Source organism: Flavobacterium sp. (assembly GCF_013822155.1).
In the GTDB taxonomy this organism is placed as follows: Bacteria; Bacteroidota; Bacteroidia; order Flavobacteriales; family Flavobacteriaceae; genus Flavobacterium.
The window spans coordinates 92,997-111,233 of sequence record NZ_PNJW01000004.1 but is presented as its reverse complement, the minus strand read 5'-3'; the positions used below and the strand labels follow the sequence as shown (position 1 = coordinate 111,233).

At 40.4% G+C, this 18,237-nt stretch carries 6 protein-coding genes; 2 read left to right on the top strand and 4 right to left on the bottom strand.

The window, feature by feature from the left end:
* From C0512_RS02305 to C0512_RS02295, 3 genes are all read right to left on the bottom strand, one after another.
* A partial coding sequence (locus C0512_RS02305) for a lamin tail domain-containing protein (protein WP_290858570.1) occupies nucleotides 1-2,765 on the bottom strand: 2,765 nt, incomplete at its 3' end.
* Nucleotides 2,766-2,944: 179 nt separating this feature from the next.
* Nucleotides 2,945-7,591 (bottom strand): reprolysin-like metallopeptidase, encoded by a 4,647-nt coding sequence (locus C0512_RS02300; protein ID WP_290858569.1) that lies wholly within the window; start codon nucleotides 7,589-7,591, stop codon nucleotides 2,945-2,947.
* Nucleotides 7,592-7,755: 164 nt separating this feature from the next.
* Entirely contained in the window at nucleotides 7,756-12,669 is a 4,914-nt protein-coding gene (locus C0512_RS02295) for a choice-of-anchor D domain-containing protein (RefSeq protein ID WP_290858568.1), read from the bottom strand.
* A gap of 138 nt (nucleotides 12,670-12,807) precedes the next feature.
* Between C0512_RS02295 and C0512_RS02290 the strand changes: the two genes are divergently transcribed.
* Nucleotides 12,808-13,287, top strand: a complete 480-nt coding sequence (locus tag C0512_RS02290; RefSeq protein ID WP_290858567.1) for a regulatory protein RecX — start codon at nucleotides 12,808-12,810, stop codon at nucleotides 13,285-13,287.
* A gap of 186 nt (nucleotides 13,288-13,473) precedes the next feature.
* The gene (locus C0512_RS02285) at nucleotides 13,474-15,912 is read left to right on the top strand and encodes a T9SS sorting signal type C domain-containing protein (RefSeq protein WP_290858566.1); all 2,439 of its coding nucleotides are present in this window, start codon (nucleotides 13,474-13,476) and stop codon (nucleotides 15,910-15,912) included.
* 467 nt (nucleotides 15,913-16,379) lie between these two features.
* Here the strand turns inward: C0512_RS02285 and C0512_RS02280 are convergent, their stop codons facing one another.
* Nucleotides 16,380-18,200 (bottom strand): TonB-dependent siderophore receptor, encoded by a 1,821-nt coding sequence (locus C0512_RS02280; protein WP_290858564.1) that lies wholly within the window; start codon nucleotides 18,198-18,200, stop codon nucleotides 16,380-16,382.
* Between the last annotated feature and the right edge of the window lie 37 nt (nucleotides 18,201-18,237).

Genomic DNA, 18,237 nt, shown 5'->3' with positions numbered 1-18,237 from the left:
CCTGATGGTAATGATTGTGAAAGTAAACTTCCTCTGACCACTTGGTTAAGAGTAGTCAAGGTTGAACCGCAATTCTCAGCTCGCAATTGAGCTGTAATAACAGCACAACTGTTCATCAAGTTGCCATCACAGTTTTGATCGATACCGTCGTAGCAAATTTCTGTCGCTCCCGGGTTGATGGCAATATTATTGTCATCACAGTCGCCGCTTAGTGCAACATAACCAAAAGGAGCCTCACAACTTAAAACAGAATCATCAACTATTCCATAACCATCACCGTCAAAATCAAAATAATATAAAGTAGCAACTAATACATCTAAAATAATTGTGTTTCCTGAAATAGGATTTAATATCGTAGTAGATAAATCCGTACGCTCAACAGCAGTAACAACTAATTCTTGACCATCATTAACAGCATTTAATGTTAAAGCAACCGTAGCATTTCCTGAACCATCAGCAACTACTCCCGTAAACGTTTGTGTAGCTCCGCCACCAATGGTATAACTGATAGTAGAAGTAGAACCCGCTACTAATCCGGAAATAGTAAACATAACTTCTGAACCTTGACACAATACCTCATTTTGTGTAATCGACCCAAATGTAGGTGGTGAAATCAACGTGGTTACGCTAATTACATTAGAGTTAATAGAAGTCGTACCATCAAAAGCTCTTACGCGATAATAATAAGTAGTCCCTTCTGCTAATCCGGTAACAGATTGAGATAATCCGGCAACGGTTAAATCTTGATAACCTGCCACATAAGAAGGCAAAAATGCATCAAAAGCATGAGAACCTAAATTTGAAGCAGTATCTTGATCAAACATTGTCCATTCTGTTCCTAATGTCGGAAATCCAGGAGAAGAAAGTGCTCCTTGATTAACGGAAGAATTACGAACTAAAGTCTTATTAACGGTTGTGTTTCCACTAACTGTCCAAGCTGCCCCCGGATCATTTCCAATTTCTCCAAAGACATCGATTAAAGAGGCTGTACTGATTTTATAAAGAGCGATTGCATCATCACCATTATAATTAACCACAGTATTTGCTGCAATAACAGTCCCTGCATAAATAGTTTGAGCGGTATTTTCATAAACTAATGAAGCACCATTGGCAAGCGTTCCGCTTAAAGTAAGCGAAGTCGGGGTAATACCTCCATTTGAAAATAATTGTAATTGATAATCCGAAAGATCTACAGTAGAACCTGTGCCGTTATAAATTTCAATTAACTTATTGGTTGCACTTCCTTCAATATACTCAGAAATAATCAAATCGGTTGCCAAATTACTCACCTCAAAATCTGGAGTAGTACTCACATCCAAACGATAATTCGTTGCTCCTAAAACGGTTTCCCAATTAGCAGTAAAAGAATTTGTTGTAACATCTCCCGCCGCAATAGCGTTAGGTGCGGCAATAACCGGCGAAGTTCCCGTTCCGCTAACTGAAACTGTTTTAGTAACTGCTCCGGTAGAAGTTAATGAAATATCCCCTGATTTAGCTCCCACAGAACCCGGTGTAAAACGTACATAAACCGTAACCGGTTCGCCGTCTAAGTTACCTCCCGTTTGGCCTAAATTAAAACCACTATTAAATGTAACATCATCTTGACTTACTTCAAAATCAGCTGGGGCCGATATGGCCACAACATCGGTCAACAAGTCTCCCGACACAGTAAAACTTGAACTGGCGGAATTATTTCCAACCAATACATCGCCAAAACTGGCAAGAGAAGTCGTGGAAACAAAAATTTCCGGAGTAGGAACCACTCCCGTACCGGAAACCGTTACCGTTTTAGTAGCTGCACCGGTAGAGGTAAACGTAATCGTACCATTATTCAATCCCCCTGAAGTGGGAGAATAACGCACATAAATAGTCACCGGTTCTCCATCTAAATTTCCTCCGGTTTGACCTAAATTAAATCCACTGGTAAAAGTAACATCATCTGTACTTACTTCAAAATCTGATGAAGCTGCAACCGCAACAACATCGGTTAAATTATCGGCAGAAACAGTAAAACTTTGACTTGTCGAATTTGATCCGGTAGTAACCGAACCAAATGTTGGTAAAGTTGTTAAACTTGTAGAGATAGTAGGGTCAGAAGTGACCACAGCTTGATAAGTTCCACTTATTGTAATAGCCCCTTGTAATCCTCCTGTTCCACCTGTGGATTCACTATTAAATCCATATAATCTAAATACAGCTTCTGAGGATGCGTCAGTATATAAAGAAGTTAATCCTAAAACATTCCCATTCCAAGAAGAGTTTGTGTCAAGATTCGTTAAAACACCGCTAGCATTTGTTAAACCTGATGCCAAGGTAGTGTAGTTATCGATTATCGTTCCAAATGAATCATGAGAACCTCTCCATTGCCATTGTCTTACACCTGTTGCACTTCTTCCAACTCCAAATGTAATGGAATTAACTGTAAAAGTGTAGCCGGCAACATTCTGAACAGATACCTGAATATATTTTGCCAAATCTACTGAACCGGCAAAAACATCTAAACCTGAAGTTGCACCTGTTGGCCAGCCAGAAGCTCTAAAATTTCCTGTTGATGAAGAAGTGGTAATACCCACTTTTAACGCATCCCCTAAGTTAATTCCTGCATAAGTTGTCCCATTATAGACAAAATTAGCCACATTGCCAGTTGTACCGGTAAAGGTATAAGTAGCCGTAAAGGGTGTTTGAGCATGTAGATTAATTGCACAGAAAAAAAATGCAAAAAGCCACAATGTCCGAACAAAATGATTTTGTAAAATTGTTTTCATAAAGTTTTATTATATTAATTTTTGACAGTTACAAATTTACATAGAATGTCAATACAATTCTAAAAATCACATTACGAATATGTTAACATTGCGTAAAACAGTTACAAACAATTGCCTTTAAGCAAAATAAAAAAACCGGACCATAAATGCCCGGTTTCTTAATGTTTATAGTGGTTATATTAAAAAATAACTTTCCGCACCACAGTCTGTCCGTTGTTCATAACTATTTTAACAAAAAGGGCTTGGTTTAAAGGCGTTAAACCCGGAACAATAAATTCCTGATTTTGAAGAGTAGCACTGTGGAATAAGGTTCTTCCCAACACATCATACACCATAATTTTGGACAGCGATTCAACACTCGATTTAATCTTTAACTGACTTCCTCCGGTTGCTACTTGAACGGAATTAGAATAAGTATCCTCACCAACACCAAGGGTTACGTTCTCATAAAGCAAATCGAAACGGTTGTTATAAACACCCGCCTCTGCCGTAAAAGCATACCCGGCTTCTCGTAGATCATGCACAATTCCCAACAAGTTATCACGCAAATAAATCGCTTGATCGCCTTCAAATAAACCATCAAAAGCACCTAAACTAATCATAAAGCTTCCCACATTGCTCGTTTTAAAAACCAACGGAACCACATCAGTCACTTCAAAAGGAAGTACTCTTCCCTGAATCACATATTCTTCTCCGGCTAACAACGAAGATAAGGCCGTGTCTGAATCACCAATATATTTTCCGTCTATAAAAGCATCTACCTCATTGGTGGCACTGCCCATATAACCCACCAGCATTTGACTGAATAAACCCGCATCATTGGTTAGGTTCAACCAAATACGGTGACGTTCCATCGTCGTTTGCGTTAGATACGGTAAGCCGAAATTAGAACGGAAAAACTGGTTATTATTATTATCCACCCGCAAGGCATTCGTAAAGGAAGCGGTTGGATTGGCAACGTTTTTAGCCCCTACGATAAAGCCTTGCCCTACCTGTATCGTTCCATTCGGAATCGGACTCGTGGGCGATGTCGTCGTAGCTCCACCTAACGTATAGGAAGCGTAAGCTGTTCCCGCTGCATTATTGGTTTTTCGCCAGAAATAGATAATTCCTTCTAAATCCGTTTGGTTTGCGTTTAAAAAAGATTCCGCACTAATGGTCGAAGGATACGGATTCCCAATAGCATTATATTTTTGTGTCCCACTCAAATAGGTCAAAGGCACCTCAATCGTACCGTTTTTCGGAACGCCCGTAAATTGTCCACTCCACACAGTGGGTGTAGCAGGATGATTGTCCGGCATACGAATCAAATAACCCGTGCCTTCCGCAAAAGGAGTATTCACCGGATCAGCAACAACAGTATAAACATTTCCGGAAGTACCATAAGTATAAAAACGATTAGTCATCGTTAAATTCGAAAACTGTTTCAACGTTTGACTGCCGGTAACCGGGGTAGACCACATCGCATAATCCAATCGCATCAAAGGACTCGTGTTTCTATGCACCGTGATATTTCCGGTATTGGCCACATCGTCTAACTGTATTAAATTAGCATTATTCTCAACCGTAAAAGCCGCTGTTCCGGCTACAGCAACCGCTCCCGAAACAATTAAATTGTGTCCCGATTGTAACGTAACTTGTGCCGTATTGGTAACCGCCAAAGAACAACATTCTAAATCCCCGTCGGAGGTATAATTACCGGCGATGGTAGCCGCAACATTATTCACCGGACGTCCATTACTCCATGAACTTCCATTCCAAGTGGTCGTAATGGCTCCACAAGGTAAAGGGGCGGTATTGGTTACACAGAAATTCAAACTCCAGCTGTTAATCGATCCACCATCTCCACTAGCAGCATCTTGAACACTTAAAGTCCAAGTGCCTTGTGTATTTTGACCAGTGAAAGCAGAAAATGCCTGGTTTGGAATTATCGTCCCTGAAATTGCGGTGGCTGGTTGTGCAGCACAAACTAATGTTACTCCTGCTGCACTAAAAACAGCATTAGCATTTTGAAAAGTACTGGAATTGCTACAGGGTCTATTCACTAACCTCACTTGGGTCCCGGTAGGGCTGATTAACGTTACAACTAAATCATTTATCCAAGTATGAGTCAAATTCACATTAACGGTTAAATCTTGAATTACTTGATTCTGTCCTGTCGGTATGATCAACGTAGAATTAACGGTTGTAACCGTTGTAGGAATTGCAATGGGCACATTGGTAGACGTAAAACTTGAACAGTTTGTCTGAGCTGTAGTAAATCGATTTACGGCACTCATACTTCCCTGACAACCGGAATTTTTAGGCAATACCCGCCAAAAATAATTAGTGGCATCGGATAAACCGGAAAGAGCATAACTGTTTGTAAGCACATTTGTAGTAACAACTAGGTTAGTAAATGCGGCATCAGTAGCTACTTCTAAATCATAATTTGTGGCAGCAGCATCGGCATCCCAAGTTAACGTTACCGTGGTTAAAACGCCATTAGCTAAATCCAAAGGATTAGTTAAATTCATAGTCGCAAAACTTGAATTGAAAACTTCTACATACAAATTAACCGTTTTTGTGATAGCTCCCGAAGTGCCTGTGACCACCATTTGATAAACCCCCGGAACAGCAGTTCCAGTGTTGCTCAACTGCAACTGCACCACACCATCAGCACTTAGCGTAGTAGGTGTAAGGGTTGCGGTTGTTCCTGCCGGATTTCCCGTTACAGAAAAAGTGGTTGTTCCACTAAACCCACCAAAGGTGGAATATAAAACAGTATACGTAGCTTCTTGTCCTTGACAAACCGACTTGTTTTGTCCATCAGGCTGTCCGTCAAAAGTCAAAGCAAATGTTGGCGTAGTAGTCGTAACCGTAAAATTCGTATTCGATACATCTAAAAAGATAGTATTGTTCCCTTTCACCATAATGCGGTTTTGGGTACCCGTGGTAGCTGGTATGCTAACCGTTTCACTACCGTCATTAGGCACTTTCGAAGCCAATAAAATCGGGAAACTGGTGCCGCCATTTTGCGAAAGATAAATATCTACATTAGCACAATTCACACCATTGGCAGTTGTGCCGGCTACATCCCAAGTAACCGTTTGATTACTTCCGGCTATCCAAGACACGTTTGTATTAGGTATATTTACTAAAAACGGTCCTGCGGTTCCGTTTACAGTAACTTTCATTAAATCTGATTTTGTTTGACCACCTCCGGCAATATTATCACGGGCTACTACCGAAAAATTAAGGTCTCTGGCAACCGAAGGCACTACTTCCCAAGTATTCGAAGTTGCTCCGGTTAAAATAGTAGCCATTGCTGGAAAGTACCGTGAAGGTGATGTCGTTCCGGTTATTGAACGAAACATCGGACCTACCGCTCTATCAGAAGTAGGAGCCGCATTAGAACTCGGATTGCCCGGATCATTTTGTTCCCAGGTATAAGTTAACACATCATTATCCGGGTCAGAACCTACCGCTGTTAATACAAAAGCTGTGCTTTTAGGGATGATATAATTAGGCCCTGCTTCTACAGCCGGAGTCTGATTAGAAATTGGCGTGTTCACCGAACAACTTCCCGTGCCTGATTTTGCATAAGCCATGATATCACGAACATTCACATAGGCAAAATAAGCATCACTGTTACTTTGTACGTTGGCAGCACAAATTCCGGCATAGCCCATAATGGTCGAAGCACTTCCCGGTTCCACTTCGGTTAAACCACTTCCTGAACGGCAAGAGGAATTACTTTGCGTGTGATAGCCTCCAAATTGATGCCCCATTTCATGAGCAACATAATCAATATCAAAGGCATCACCAGTTGGATTAGATCGCCCCGTATACCCTCTCCCTTTATGCGTGCCCGCTTGCGAAACGGATTGACACACACAGGCAATACACCCTGCATTTCCTCCGCCGGTCGTATTAAAGTTATGACCTATGTCATAATTAGCAACACCAATAACACTGTCTAATGTTTGAGCGGTCTTAGTATTCCACTCATTACTCCACGGGTCTGAATTAGTGGCTCCTAAATAAATAATAGCATCATTATTCGCCACAAAAATCATCGTAATCCCCAAATCTATTTCATAAACGCCATTCACACGGGTCATCGTAATGGTCATTTGAGCCTGAATATTCGCTTTTTGTTGAGCTAATGTTCCGGCACCGGCAAAAATATTTCCATATTCTGCCGTACACGATTGGGCTAATCGATAAGTGCGTAAGGTGTTATCATCTGTATTAAAAATATTGTAATCAAAGGCATTACGGTCCAAAGCTGACGAAGGCAAACTCAACGCCTCCTCCGTTAAACATTCAAAATTGGTTACTCCTCCCACCAAATCCGATTTCTGATAGACAATATAATGCAAACGGTCTTCCGTATAAGGATCAATAAATACCGTGCTTTTTCCGGAAGAAAAAGTCATACTGTGCAAACCAAATTGCGTTACCGTAAACCGAGCCACGGCAGTTGGGTCATCCACACCCTGAGCGGCATACGATTTAATCATCGGATAACGGTCAGCCAACTCTTTTTCCATACAAGGGGTTTCCATCACTCGATAACGTTCAATGGTACCACTGGCATTGGGCAACAAAATTTCGTGTTGCGAACGACCATTGAAACTTCCTCGCATCGGAGCACCCACAAGCTGACTTCTGAAAGTGGCTAAATCCAACGTGAACAATTGATAGGCACTGGGCGAACTGCTTCGATTAACTTTGGTTAAAGACTGTACTTGACTTGCTGTTGTAGATTGCCAAGGATTTATTTTTTGTGCGGTGGCTGTTAACGAAAAAACAACCAACACTAAGAGTAGTATTCGTTTCATTTGGGTAATTTGGAATTAATTTGAAAATTTAGTTATACCAAATATGAGAAAAAAAAGTGAGATTGATGATAAAGTTGTTAAATTTTCGATGAAATACCCATAAAAGAAAAAAATCCCGTCCGAATAAACGGAACGGGACTCTTTTTATAACTGATTTAATAAGGTTAGAAGACCATTTTTCGGGTCACTACCTGTCCGTTTTGAAGCGTAATTTTCAACAACAACGCCTCGGTTGATTTCGACGGATTAACAAATGAAACCTCATTCACTGACAAACCGTTTTTAGTCAAAAGCGTTCTGCCTAAGATATCATATACCGTAACGGAAGCAATGCTTTCCTCACTTGATTTTATCGAAATAAGTCCATTTGAACCAAAGGCAACCACTTGACTCGAAATCGCCTCAAAATCAGGGGCTCCTAAGGTAGTGTTCGTATATCGCAACACAAAGCGGTCATTAAATGTTCCAACAGCGGTTTCAAATGTATAAGGACTCATTTTTAAATCATGAAGAATACCCGTTACTTTATCTTCTAAATAAACCGGAATTTCTGCTAACACCCCTTCTTGTTGCGGACTGCTAATAGTGAAAGCTCCTGCTACAGCAGTTGTATAACCCAACGGAACCTCATCCGTTTCAACAAACGCAGTTCGTCCTTGAATGCGGTACATGTCCGAGCCAATCAAAGAATAGAAATTCACATAATTCAACGCGTTGTGGTGTCGTCCGTCATACCCTTTGTCATAGTCATTGGTCGCTGTATTAAAATAACCAATTAACTGCTGACTGAACATCCCGACGGTATTGGAAAAGTTCAACCAAATTCGGTTATAGGTTTCCCCAACAGTTGGCCCTGTCGTAGAAGGAGTACTACTACGGTAAAAATCACTATTAATATACGTATTGCTTCGCATGCTGTTGTTAAACACCACCGAAGTCACATCGTTTTCCGCTTCCACTAAAAAGCCTTGTCCCGAAGGAATATAGCCCGTTGGTGCTGCTCCACAAGTTGAACAAGCGGTAGAAGTTGCAATACTTCCTGTCAAATTATACATCGCATAATCATTCGTGGTGTGATTCAAGCCGCTGTTACCCGGATTTCCACTACTGATGGCTGAATTGTGTGTCCAAAAATAAATGGTTCCCGAAATATTTGGCAAATTCGCATTGATAAAATCATTCGCAAATATCGCCGAAGGATACGGATTCCCTACCAAGTTATAATCATCAGTAGTCACCGTGGCATTAGCACTCAACGCAAGTGGCACCGTAATAATACCGTTATTGAATTTATTCAAATTCCCAACACCTGTAAAGGTTCTGGTTTCCATTCTCGGGAAAGTACCCGTAGTAGGTGCCATAATAGCATACCCTTTTCCGGGAGTCATAACCCCCGTATACGCTTGCCAAGCCCAAGGTGCATAATCATCAAACGTATCCGAAGTGGCAGCAGTCACTACACCTAAATTATTAATTGTCAATAAATCTTCAAAGTTAGGCGTCACAAATTGGAACGCATAATCCAATCGCCATCCGGCAAACGTCGTGGCTAAACTGGCATTGTTCAAAGGAGATGACCAATACACATAATCAAACTTTTTAAACGGCGAGGTTTGACGAATCATTCTCATAGTTCCGTTATTCGTCAACACCCCATAATCATTTTTCATCACTAGCGAAGCATCATCCCGAACCTCTAAAGTACTTCCCGTACCTAACGTTAAATCGGTTTGAACCTCAATGTAATCGCCCGGATTGGCAACTATAACAGTGAATCCGTTTTTAATTTCACAATTACAGGCATTAAAATTACCATGGGTAGCCGTATTAAAATTACCGTTGATAATAGCTGTGGTACTGCTGGTAGGAGCTGCCGGTGTCCAAGCACTCGGTGTCCAAGTGGAAGTAACCGGTTGTTGCCCTTCTAATTTTACATTATCAATAGCCCAAATCTCATTGTCTCTATCCACATAAATCGTTACCCGAATTAACAATCCGGCATAAGCAGGTAAATTTTTAACATAATAAGTAGCATAACCGTTGGCCAATTCCGCATTTCCGGCTCTGGTGTCAACTGTTGCTCCCGTGTTGATTCCGGTATAATATGCATTGAAAACGCCCGATGCGGCAAAATCCCAACGGGAATTACTAAACCCTCGCAATACCGCTTCTGTCGACCAGTTCACACCGCCATCAATACTGGTTTGCACCTGAATAAAATCATTCACATCCAGTCCTTGCGTTCCGGTTCGGAAAGCTCCTACATTCATCGAGAAATTAATATTTTTATAAGCAGCTGTATTCACTGCAGTAAACGTTAACGTGGACGACTGATAGAAACTGTTCGAAGAACTTTCCCCAACATCGGCAAAACCTCTAAACTGATACGAACGGGCTCCGATAAAAGCATTCTTTGCCCCTGAACCGTTGTCATACGTTCCTCCGCCAATGAACTCAATACCATTATTAGCCGTGTCGGAAGTATACGTTTTGGTATACGTCCAAGTAGGAGTCGCCGGTGCTGCTTCAAAATCTTGAATTCTAATCGTTTCAACAGGCCCATTGGCACAGTTCACATAATTGGTTCCCAATCCTGAAACGGCAAACGTAAACACTGGGTCAATGGGTTCCGGAATAGATAAACCGGTATTCGTATAGGTATTAAAAGTAATCGTAGCATTCTTTACCCCAATGGAGGTAGGCGTAAAATTCAATGTAAACGACGTACTGTTTCCATCTCCCAATCCATTAATCGTAGGGTTTGAAACCACACTAAACATCGCAGCATCAGGTCCGCTGATACTCACACTGGATAAATAGCGAGTGCCTCCCGATAAATTAGTTATAATAAACGTGTTTTGTTTCACACCCGTAGTAATTGCAACCGGACCGAAATCGGTTAAGTTCGTCGTACTCGTAGTCACTGCTCCTTTTATCACATCGTTCCCGTTTCCGTAAACATACATATTGTTTGCTCCTTTGGCGTTTCCGCTGATGTTGAAGTTATAGGGGTTTTCATCAGAATCATTGCTGAAAATCGAAATCGTGGCATTTTTGGCTCCCAACGAAGTAGGATTAAACGTCACCTGAAACGTAGTGCTTGCTGAACCCGCAATTGAGGAAGATGGCAAAGCCGTTACTGTAAACATCGAAGCATGTGGCCCTGAAATGTTAACTAACGGAGTTCCTAATATTGTTAACAAACTACTCCCTAAATTTTCAATAGTAAACGTCCGAACCACGGTGGTAACCCCCACGGTTGCCACACCAAAAGCGGTGTGATTTGTTCCGTTAGGATAAATACTGTTGTCAGGTATTGTACTTCCGTTTCCGGTTACATTCATGTCAACTACCGGCGTTACCGTTCCCGTTCCTTGTACAACGAAACTATAGATTTGTTCAGATACAGTGGCATCATCATTAGCTATGTATAACGTAGAAGCTTTCACTCCCCCTGATTGCGGATTAAAAGTAATCGTAAAATCATAATAAGTCCCTCCCGGAATAACCAAAGGAAAAGTAATTGGCGAAATAGTAAAATGAACTGTTGCTACAGCAAACGAAACATTCGAAACGGTCAAATCAACATTCCCCGTGTTTTCAATTCGAAATACTTTGGCTTGTGAAGAACCTACGGCCACTGTGGCAAACAACGTATTGTCTGTTCCTTGCGGAGTTGTATCGCCATCAAAAATCGTGGGGTTTGAACCTATGACGCCACGAACATTTATTTCCTGATTAGCAACAGTAGCACAACTCATCCCTAGAGGGGTACCGTCAACTTTATAATTTAAATTCTCTTTAATAGCGGTTGAACCACCATAAGGAATGAACAGAAAATAATAAGTACTTCCGGCATTTAATCCGCTAATAACTCGTGAGTTTGTTGTATTATTAACATAAGCAACCACCGTAGCATTTCCAACTACACTATTGTTAGCATAAAATTCTCCATCAACTAATCCTGCTGCAGTAGGTGCGGCACCTTCCCGCATTAAAATTAAATAGCCACTACAATTTAAAATCGGCACTGAATTGGCTGAAGGAAAATTAATGGTCACACTACTCACCGAATTTAAACCACACGAAGTTGTTCCTGTAGCTTGAATATTCGGCTCTGCTACCAACGTATACCGCGTCAACGATTCCGGTGGGGTAGAGCTGTAACAATTGGGTGAATTATAAGAATAAATCGTAATCACATAGGGTGTTCCCGGGGCCAGGCCGGTTACGTTTACGGATGTTCCCGTGCCTTTATAAACCACAAAATTATTAGAACCTAAATTAGCTCCGGTGCCATACACCGCATTCGCCGCATAGGTTGTTCCTGAAATGGGAGCCACCAAAGGGTTTGCGGTTTGTCGCACCACCACCATTGTTCCGTAAGAAGGCGAACCTGCCGTCCACGAAATCGTATAACCGCTGGTGGTAGGGTTACTGATAACGATATCCGTTGCTTGGGCAACCGGGTCAGTACATCCTGCAAAACATGAGGTAGGGGCATTCCCAAAACCGGTCATGTCTGTATTACCTACACCTACATAAGTAAATCTTTCACTTGGGTCTGTCCAACCATTTGTATCTCCTACACAAGTTCCATCTATAATTTGAATATTTTGATTGGCTGTTGAAACAGAACCAGCGGTCCATGCCGCTCCAGGGTCAGAACCACAGGTTCCGAACATATCTTGTAAAACACCCCCTAAATAAACGCTCAATGCGTCGTCTCCGTTAAAGGTAAAGTTAAAAGCTGTTGTACCACTCAAATTCGTTCCATTGGCGGTGGCATAAGCTAATAAATCGGGAGCTGTCGTTGTACCTATTACCCAAACTTGGTCAGTCGCCAATGTTCCGCTGGTTATATTAACAACCGAAGCACACGCTGCCCCATTCACACCAACATAAATTTGTAAATTATTCGTCGCAGAAAAAACAATATTCGCCCCGGAAACATTAAAGATTTCAATTCCTTTTGGATATGAACCGGAACTGGTTTCAATATATTGGCTAATAATTACAGATTGCCCCCACGAGAAAGCACTCATCAACAGTGTCAATAAAAGTAATTTTGTCTTCATTTTTTGGAAATGATATTTTTGTGTTTTTAATCGTCGTTTTTAGATGTTCAAAACGGCTACAAATTTACAGCTAATTTGCAGAATTTCAATACCTTTGCGTTACTAAATTATTAACAATAAAACACTTTTTTAACACACTTGTCCTCACAATCAAGCACTTCCCTGCCTCAAATCGTTCAAAAGATGGAATACTACTGTTCCTATCAAGAGCGTTGTCATCTCGAAGTGATGCAAAAACTCTATGGTTTTGCCCTCACACAACACGAACGGGACGAAGTCGTGGTGCATTTAATTCAGCATAATTTTCTGAACGAAGAACGGTTCGCAAAAACCTTTGCTTTGAGCAAATTTCACCAAAAAAAATGGGGAAAAATCCGAATCACCAACGAACTCAAACAACGGCAAATGTCAACCTTTCTCATCACCAAAGGACTTCAGGAAATTCCCAACCACGAATACGAAGAAACCTTTGAAACCCTAACTGAAAAAACCTGGCAGACAATCACAGAGAAAAACGCCCTCAAAAAACGCAAGAAATTCTGCGACACCCTACTTCGCAAAGGTTGGGAAAGTGAACTGGTGTATGAAGCCGTCAAAAAACTGGAAAAAAACAGCTAAAAACGACTCACTTTTTCAATTATAAAAGAACTTCAAAAAAGGAAAAAGAAATCTCCTACGAAGCAGACTAAAAAACGAAAAAAAACACTTTTTCTCAACCGTTTTTTTTCAATATTTCGTAACTTTAAGTGTCCAAAAACATCCCTGGGATTTTTAATAGATAGACAATTAAAAATTTTAGAAATCATGCGTGTTAAATTACTTATTTCAGCACTCTTGATGACGTTTATCATCAGTGTGCAAGCACAAAACAGCGGTGATTATAGATCGAGAATTTCCGGAGCTTGGACAACAGCCGCTACTTGGCAAACCTTCAACGGATTAATTTGGGTCACTGCAACCACCTATCCCGGTCAAAACACCAGCACAGCATCCGTACTAATTCGAAACGGACACACCCTCACCATGGGAACGAATAATGTATACCTCAATCAAACAGGAATCATTACCGTAAGCGGACAACTTAACTTAAATGGCGTTAACGTAAGCCCCGGAAGTACTTTTTCATTCAACACCCCTTCCATTATTGTCACAGCAGTACCGGCAGGTCGAATAAAATTTGACAACAAAGTAAAAGTATTGCTTCCGGAATCCTCTTCTATTTTAGTTTCCGTCGGCGGTTTAGTAGGCGATTGCAATCACCTACAACAAATCTACATCGGAACATTCGTCATTGCCTATTGTCGTGGTGGAGGAAGTTCTGCGTTAACTTTTCAAGAACTGATGGAAATCGGCGGTTCTATTCACTCCGTCATTACAACTTCCCCTATTACTTGTAGCAGCACTTCTGCCACAATAACCGGAAGTTACCTCGGCTCTCGATACGATTTTGAAGTAACCACTTCTTGGAAGGTAACCGATCCGTTGAACAATACTTTTTATCCAACGGGTGACAGTTTTGAATTGCCTTTGGATTTAAACGGAGTATATAACATTACTTACACTTGTACTATCAATTATTTCAATAATTATGTCAGCAACAGTAACGAGTTGAAAATACCAAATGCTGTTTCAACCTGGACAGGTAGTTGGAATCCGGTGCCACCAAACGCATCGTCTAAAGTAAGAATTGCAGCAAATTATGATACCGCACTAAACGGCAGTTTTTCCGCTTGCAGTTTGAATATTGAGGCCGGAAAAACAATGCAAATCGCACCAAACACCTACCTTGAAGTAGAAAACAACATTGTCAATAATGGGGCAATGGTAGTGGAAAGTAGCGGTAGTTTAATTCAAAAAGAAAACACAGCTACCTTTACGGGAAATCCAATCACCATAAAAAGAATCTCACGACCAATGCGAGGATTAGACTATGTTTATTGGGGCTCACCGATTGCCGAAAGCTATGCAATTCCAACCGTTTTTGACAAAAAATACCGTTGGAACCTCACCGGAGCTCAAGACGGAGCTTGGGTAAGCATCACCACTCCACCACCGGTTGGAAATGGATTCATTGCCAGAGTTTCTCAAGCCTATGTTCCGGTTAATACCTCACCCAAAACAATCGAATTTCCTTTCGTTGGGTTACCAAATTCAGGTCCGATAAGCGTTTATGCAAATGTATTTGATGGCGGTGATGTAAATACCGACAGCGGAAACTCCATATTATTGGCGAATCCCTACCCTAGTGCCATCGAAGCCAATGCCTTATTGTTACAACATCCGCAAATAGTGAAATTATTGTTTTGGACATCCGTAACTGTCTACACCGGAACAGGCCAATATCAAGTAGCAGATTATGCCACTTGGAATCTTAGTGGTGGAACAAAACCACTAAGCTCAACCGACGAAAGCTTAACTCCAAAAGGGTACATTGCTTCCGGTCAAGGATTTTTTGCTCAAGTAACAGCTGATGCAAACATCACCTTCAACAACAGCATGCGAATAAAAGACAACAACACCCAATTCTATAGAATGGCACAACCGGTCAACGAAAATAGTGAAACAGAAAAACACCGTCTTTGGATGAACCTCTCTAACAACAAAGACGCCTATCGTCAAATGATGGTGGGCTACATTGAAGGAGCAACCAATGCGATGGATACGCAATATGACGGATCAAGTTTTACCCAAAATGAGATAGACCTCTATACCATCCTAGGAAAAGAACAATTGGCCATACAAGGAAGAGCATTGCCTTTTAACCCACAAGACATTCTTGTGCTAGGCTACAAAGTCACCAACGAAGGAAAATATACCCTTGCCTTAGGTCACAGCGACGGACTCTTTTCAGACTACAAAACAATAATAGTAAAAGACAAACGTACCAATAGTTACCATAACTTGAATGAAGGCTCCTATACCTTTGACACCAAAGCCGGCACCTTCAATAACCGATTTGAATTGTATTTCACTGAACAAAATTCAACCGAAACAATAACACAACTCCCTAAAAACGATTGTGTAATTTGGTCTGCTGAAAAACAAATTCACATCAATAGTGATGGTTTCCCAATAGAATCTGTTGAAATATATGATGTATTTGGCACCTTAATTTGGAGCCAAACAAGCATTAAAGATAGTGCGGTAGTAACAAATCAGTTAAACACGGCAAATCCGTTCTTAATTGTAAAAGTAACCGATGCAAATAGACAGGTTATTACCAAAAAAATAATTTTCAAATAACAGTTTGTTATGCCCTAATTTGTGTTTGTATCCCACCTTTAACCGGGTGGGATATTTTTATTCAAATAAATAACCCGATTCAAGAACTGCCTTCCTTCAAAAAAACATAGAAAAGCAAAAATCGCTTCACATCAGGAGTTAATTAATTATTTCATATCCCTCCTCAACTCAATCTACAGAAGAACCTCCTTCACAAGAAACACCAAAACACAAAGAAATCATTAATTAAAACAACTTTTTTGAATTCACTATATAGTAACTTTATAGTAAGTATATAGTAACTTTATAATAACTATATAGTAACTTTATAACGACTTTTTAATTAATTCATAACATACAATCAATTGGTCATCTCTATAAATGCATCATAGCAAAGGCAGATAAAAGCCGTAGTTGTGGTACCCGTAAAAGCAATAAAGAGAGCATTTTATCGATGCTCTCTTTATTCAAACTAAAACAAATCGTGGTTATTCAAAGTCATACTTCACCCCAAAAAGCAGATTTCCTTTGGGCATAGGCACCAAATTAGTTTCGGAATAAGCAACATTAAAGATATTATTGGCCACTAACGAAAATTCAAAAGCTTTCATTCGCACCACCACATTCGCATCAACGATTCCATAACTATCACCGGACGTACGCTCCACATAGCGATAGGAAATGGTTTGTGAAATGTTTTGAAAGAACTGACTGTTCCATTGCCCCGTAAATTGATGGTTCGCAGAATTGATAGAATAGCGGGAAAAAGCAGCATCAATTTCCTGAATATCGTCTTCAATAAAAGTGTAGCCCAAATTGATTCGTTGAGCAAAAGAAAACCAGGTGTATTTATAATTAGACCCCAATTCAAACCCTTTGGTATTCAAACTACGGATATTATTAGCTTGGTATTTGTCAGATTCCAGCTCTTTCGTATAATCAATTAAATTCTTGGAATCCCTGTTGAAAAAAGCAACGGTAAAGTCAAATTTGTTTTGCGTAAACACTACGCCTATCTCTTCTGAAAGGGCTTCTTCCTGTTTTAAATCTTCGTTCCCCAAGGTGTTTGGGTCGCTGTAATACAAATCCGTATAGGTTGGTATTCTATAGGTTTTACCAACATTGGCATACATTCTAAAGTGTTTGGAAACCTGGTAGCCAATATCAATACCGGGGAAAAAGTTGCCATCAAAATCAGTATAATAATTCGCAGCAAATCCGGGTGTAATATCTAATTTAGCATCCAACAATAAAAAGCGGTGCTCCAAGAAAAAAGTCCCCATAAAACGATCTCTGTCGCCCAAATTGTTACTGGACAAATACACTTTTGCTAAATCTACTCCCACACCGGTAGTACCCCATTTCGATTTAATAGCGGTATTCAATTCCATCCCCACTTTGTTCGTGATATGTAAATTTCGGTAGATTTCCGGATTATCCCGAACAAACACATATTCGTCTTGGTTTCTTCGCCAATACATTCTCGGTTTAAAAGTCACATTCCCTTTTGTAAACACCGATTGAACACCTACTAAACTGGCTTGTGTTTCCTCATATTGATTAATGGCAGACGGAGTGGCATAAAACCCATTTGCTCCAAATTTTCTTTCAGAGAAAGTGGCCAAAATATCAATAGGCATTTCACTTGATTTGAGGGTACTCTTGATAAAGTAATTCTGGTTATCATAATCCGTATTATAGCGGTAACCCTCTGAAATGTTTCTTGAAAACTGTACCACATGGGAAGTTTTCTCATAATCCTGCATAATGGTCGCTGATAAATTCAGTTGTTCATACGAACCCGCTTGACCTTGCAGGGTAAACTTATTGGATAATGCCTTTTTAGTCACAATATTCACCGCTCCGGTAAAAGCATTTTGACCAAATACCCTGGCTGCCGGCCCTTTGATAATTTCAATTCGCTCAATCACTTCAATTGGTAGAGCCAAATTCATCGTGTGATGGCCGGTTTGAGCATCTTCCACTTTTATGCCGTCTATCAACAACAACGTTTGGTCAAAACTTCCACCTCTAAAATACAAATCAGCTTGCATACCGCTGGTTCCTCTTCTTCGCACATCAACACCGGATATAAGCAATAATAAATCGGCTACATTGGTCACGCCACTTTGCTTGATTTGGTCCGAGGTAATCAATTGAATCGTTCTGGAATTCTGAGAAAATGGAATATCAATTCGGGTAGAAGACACGATAACTTCACTTAATGTATCGATTCGTTGGCTATTCTCTTGAGCAGTTACTATAAAAGTAAACAACAAAAAGGGAACAAGGAAATTTCTTCTTTTCATTTTTTGAAATGTTAAATGAGTTAAAAACGAGTCAAAA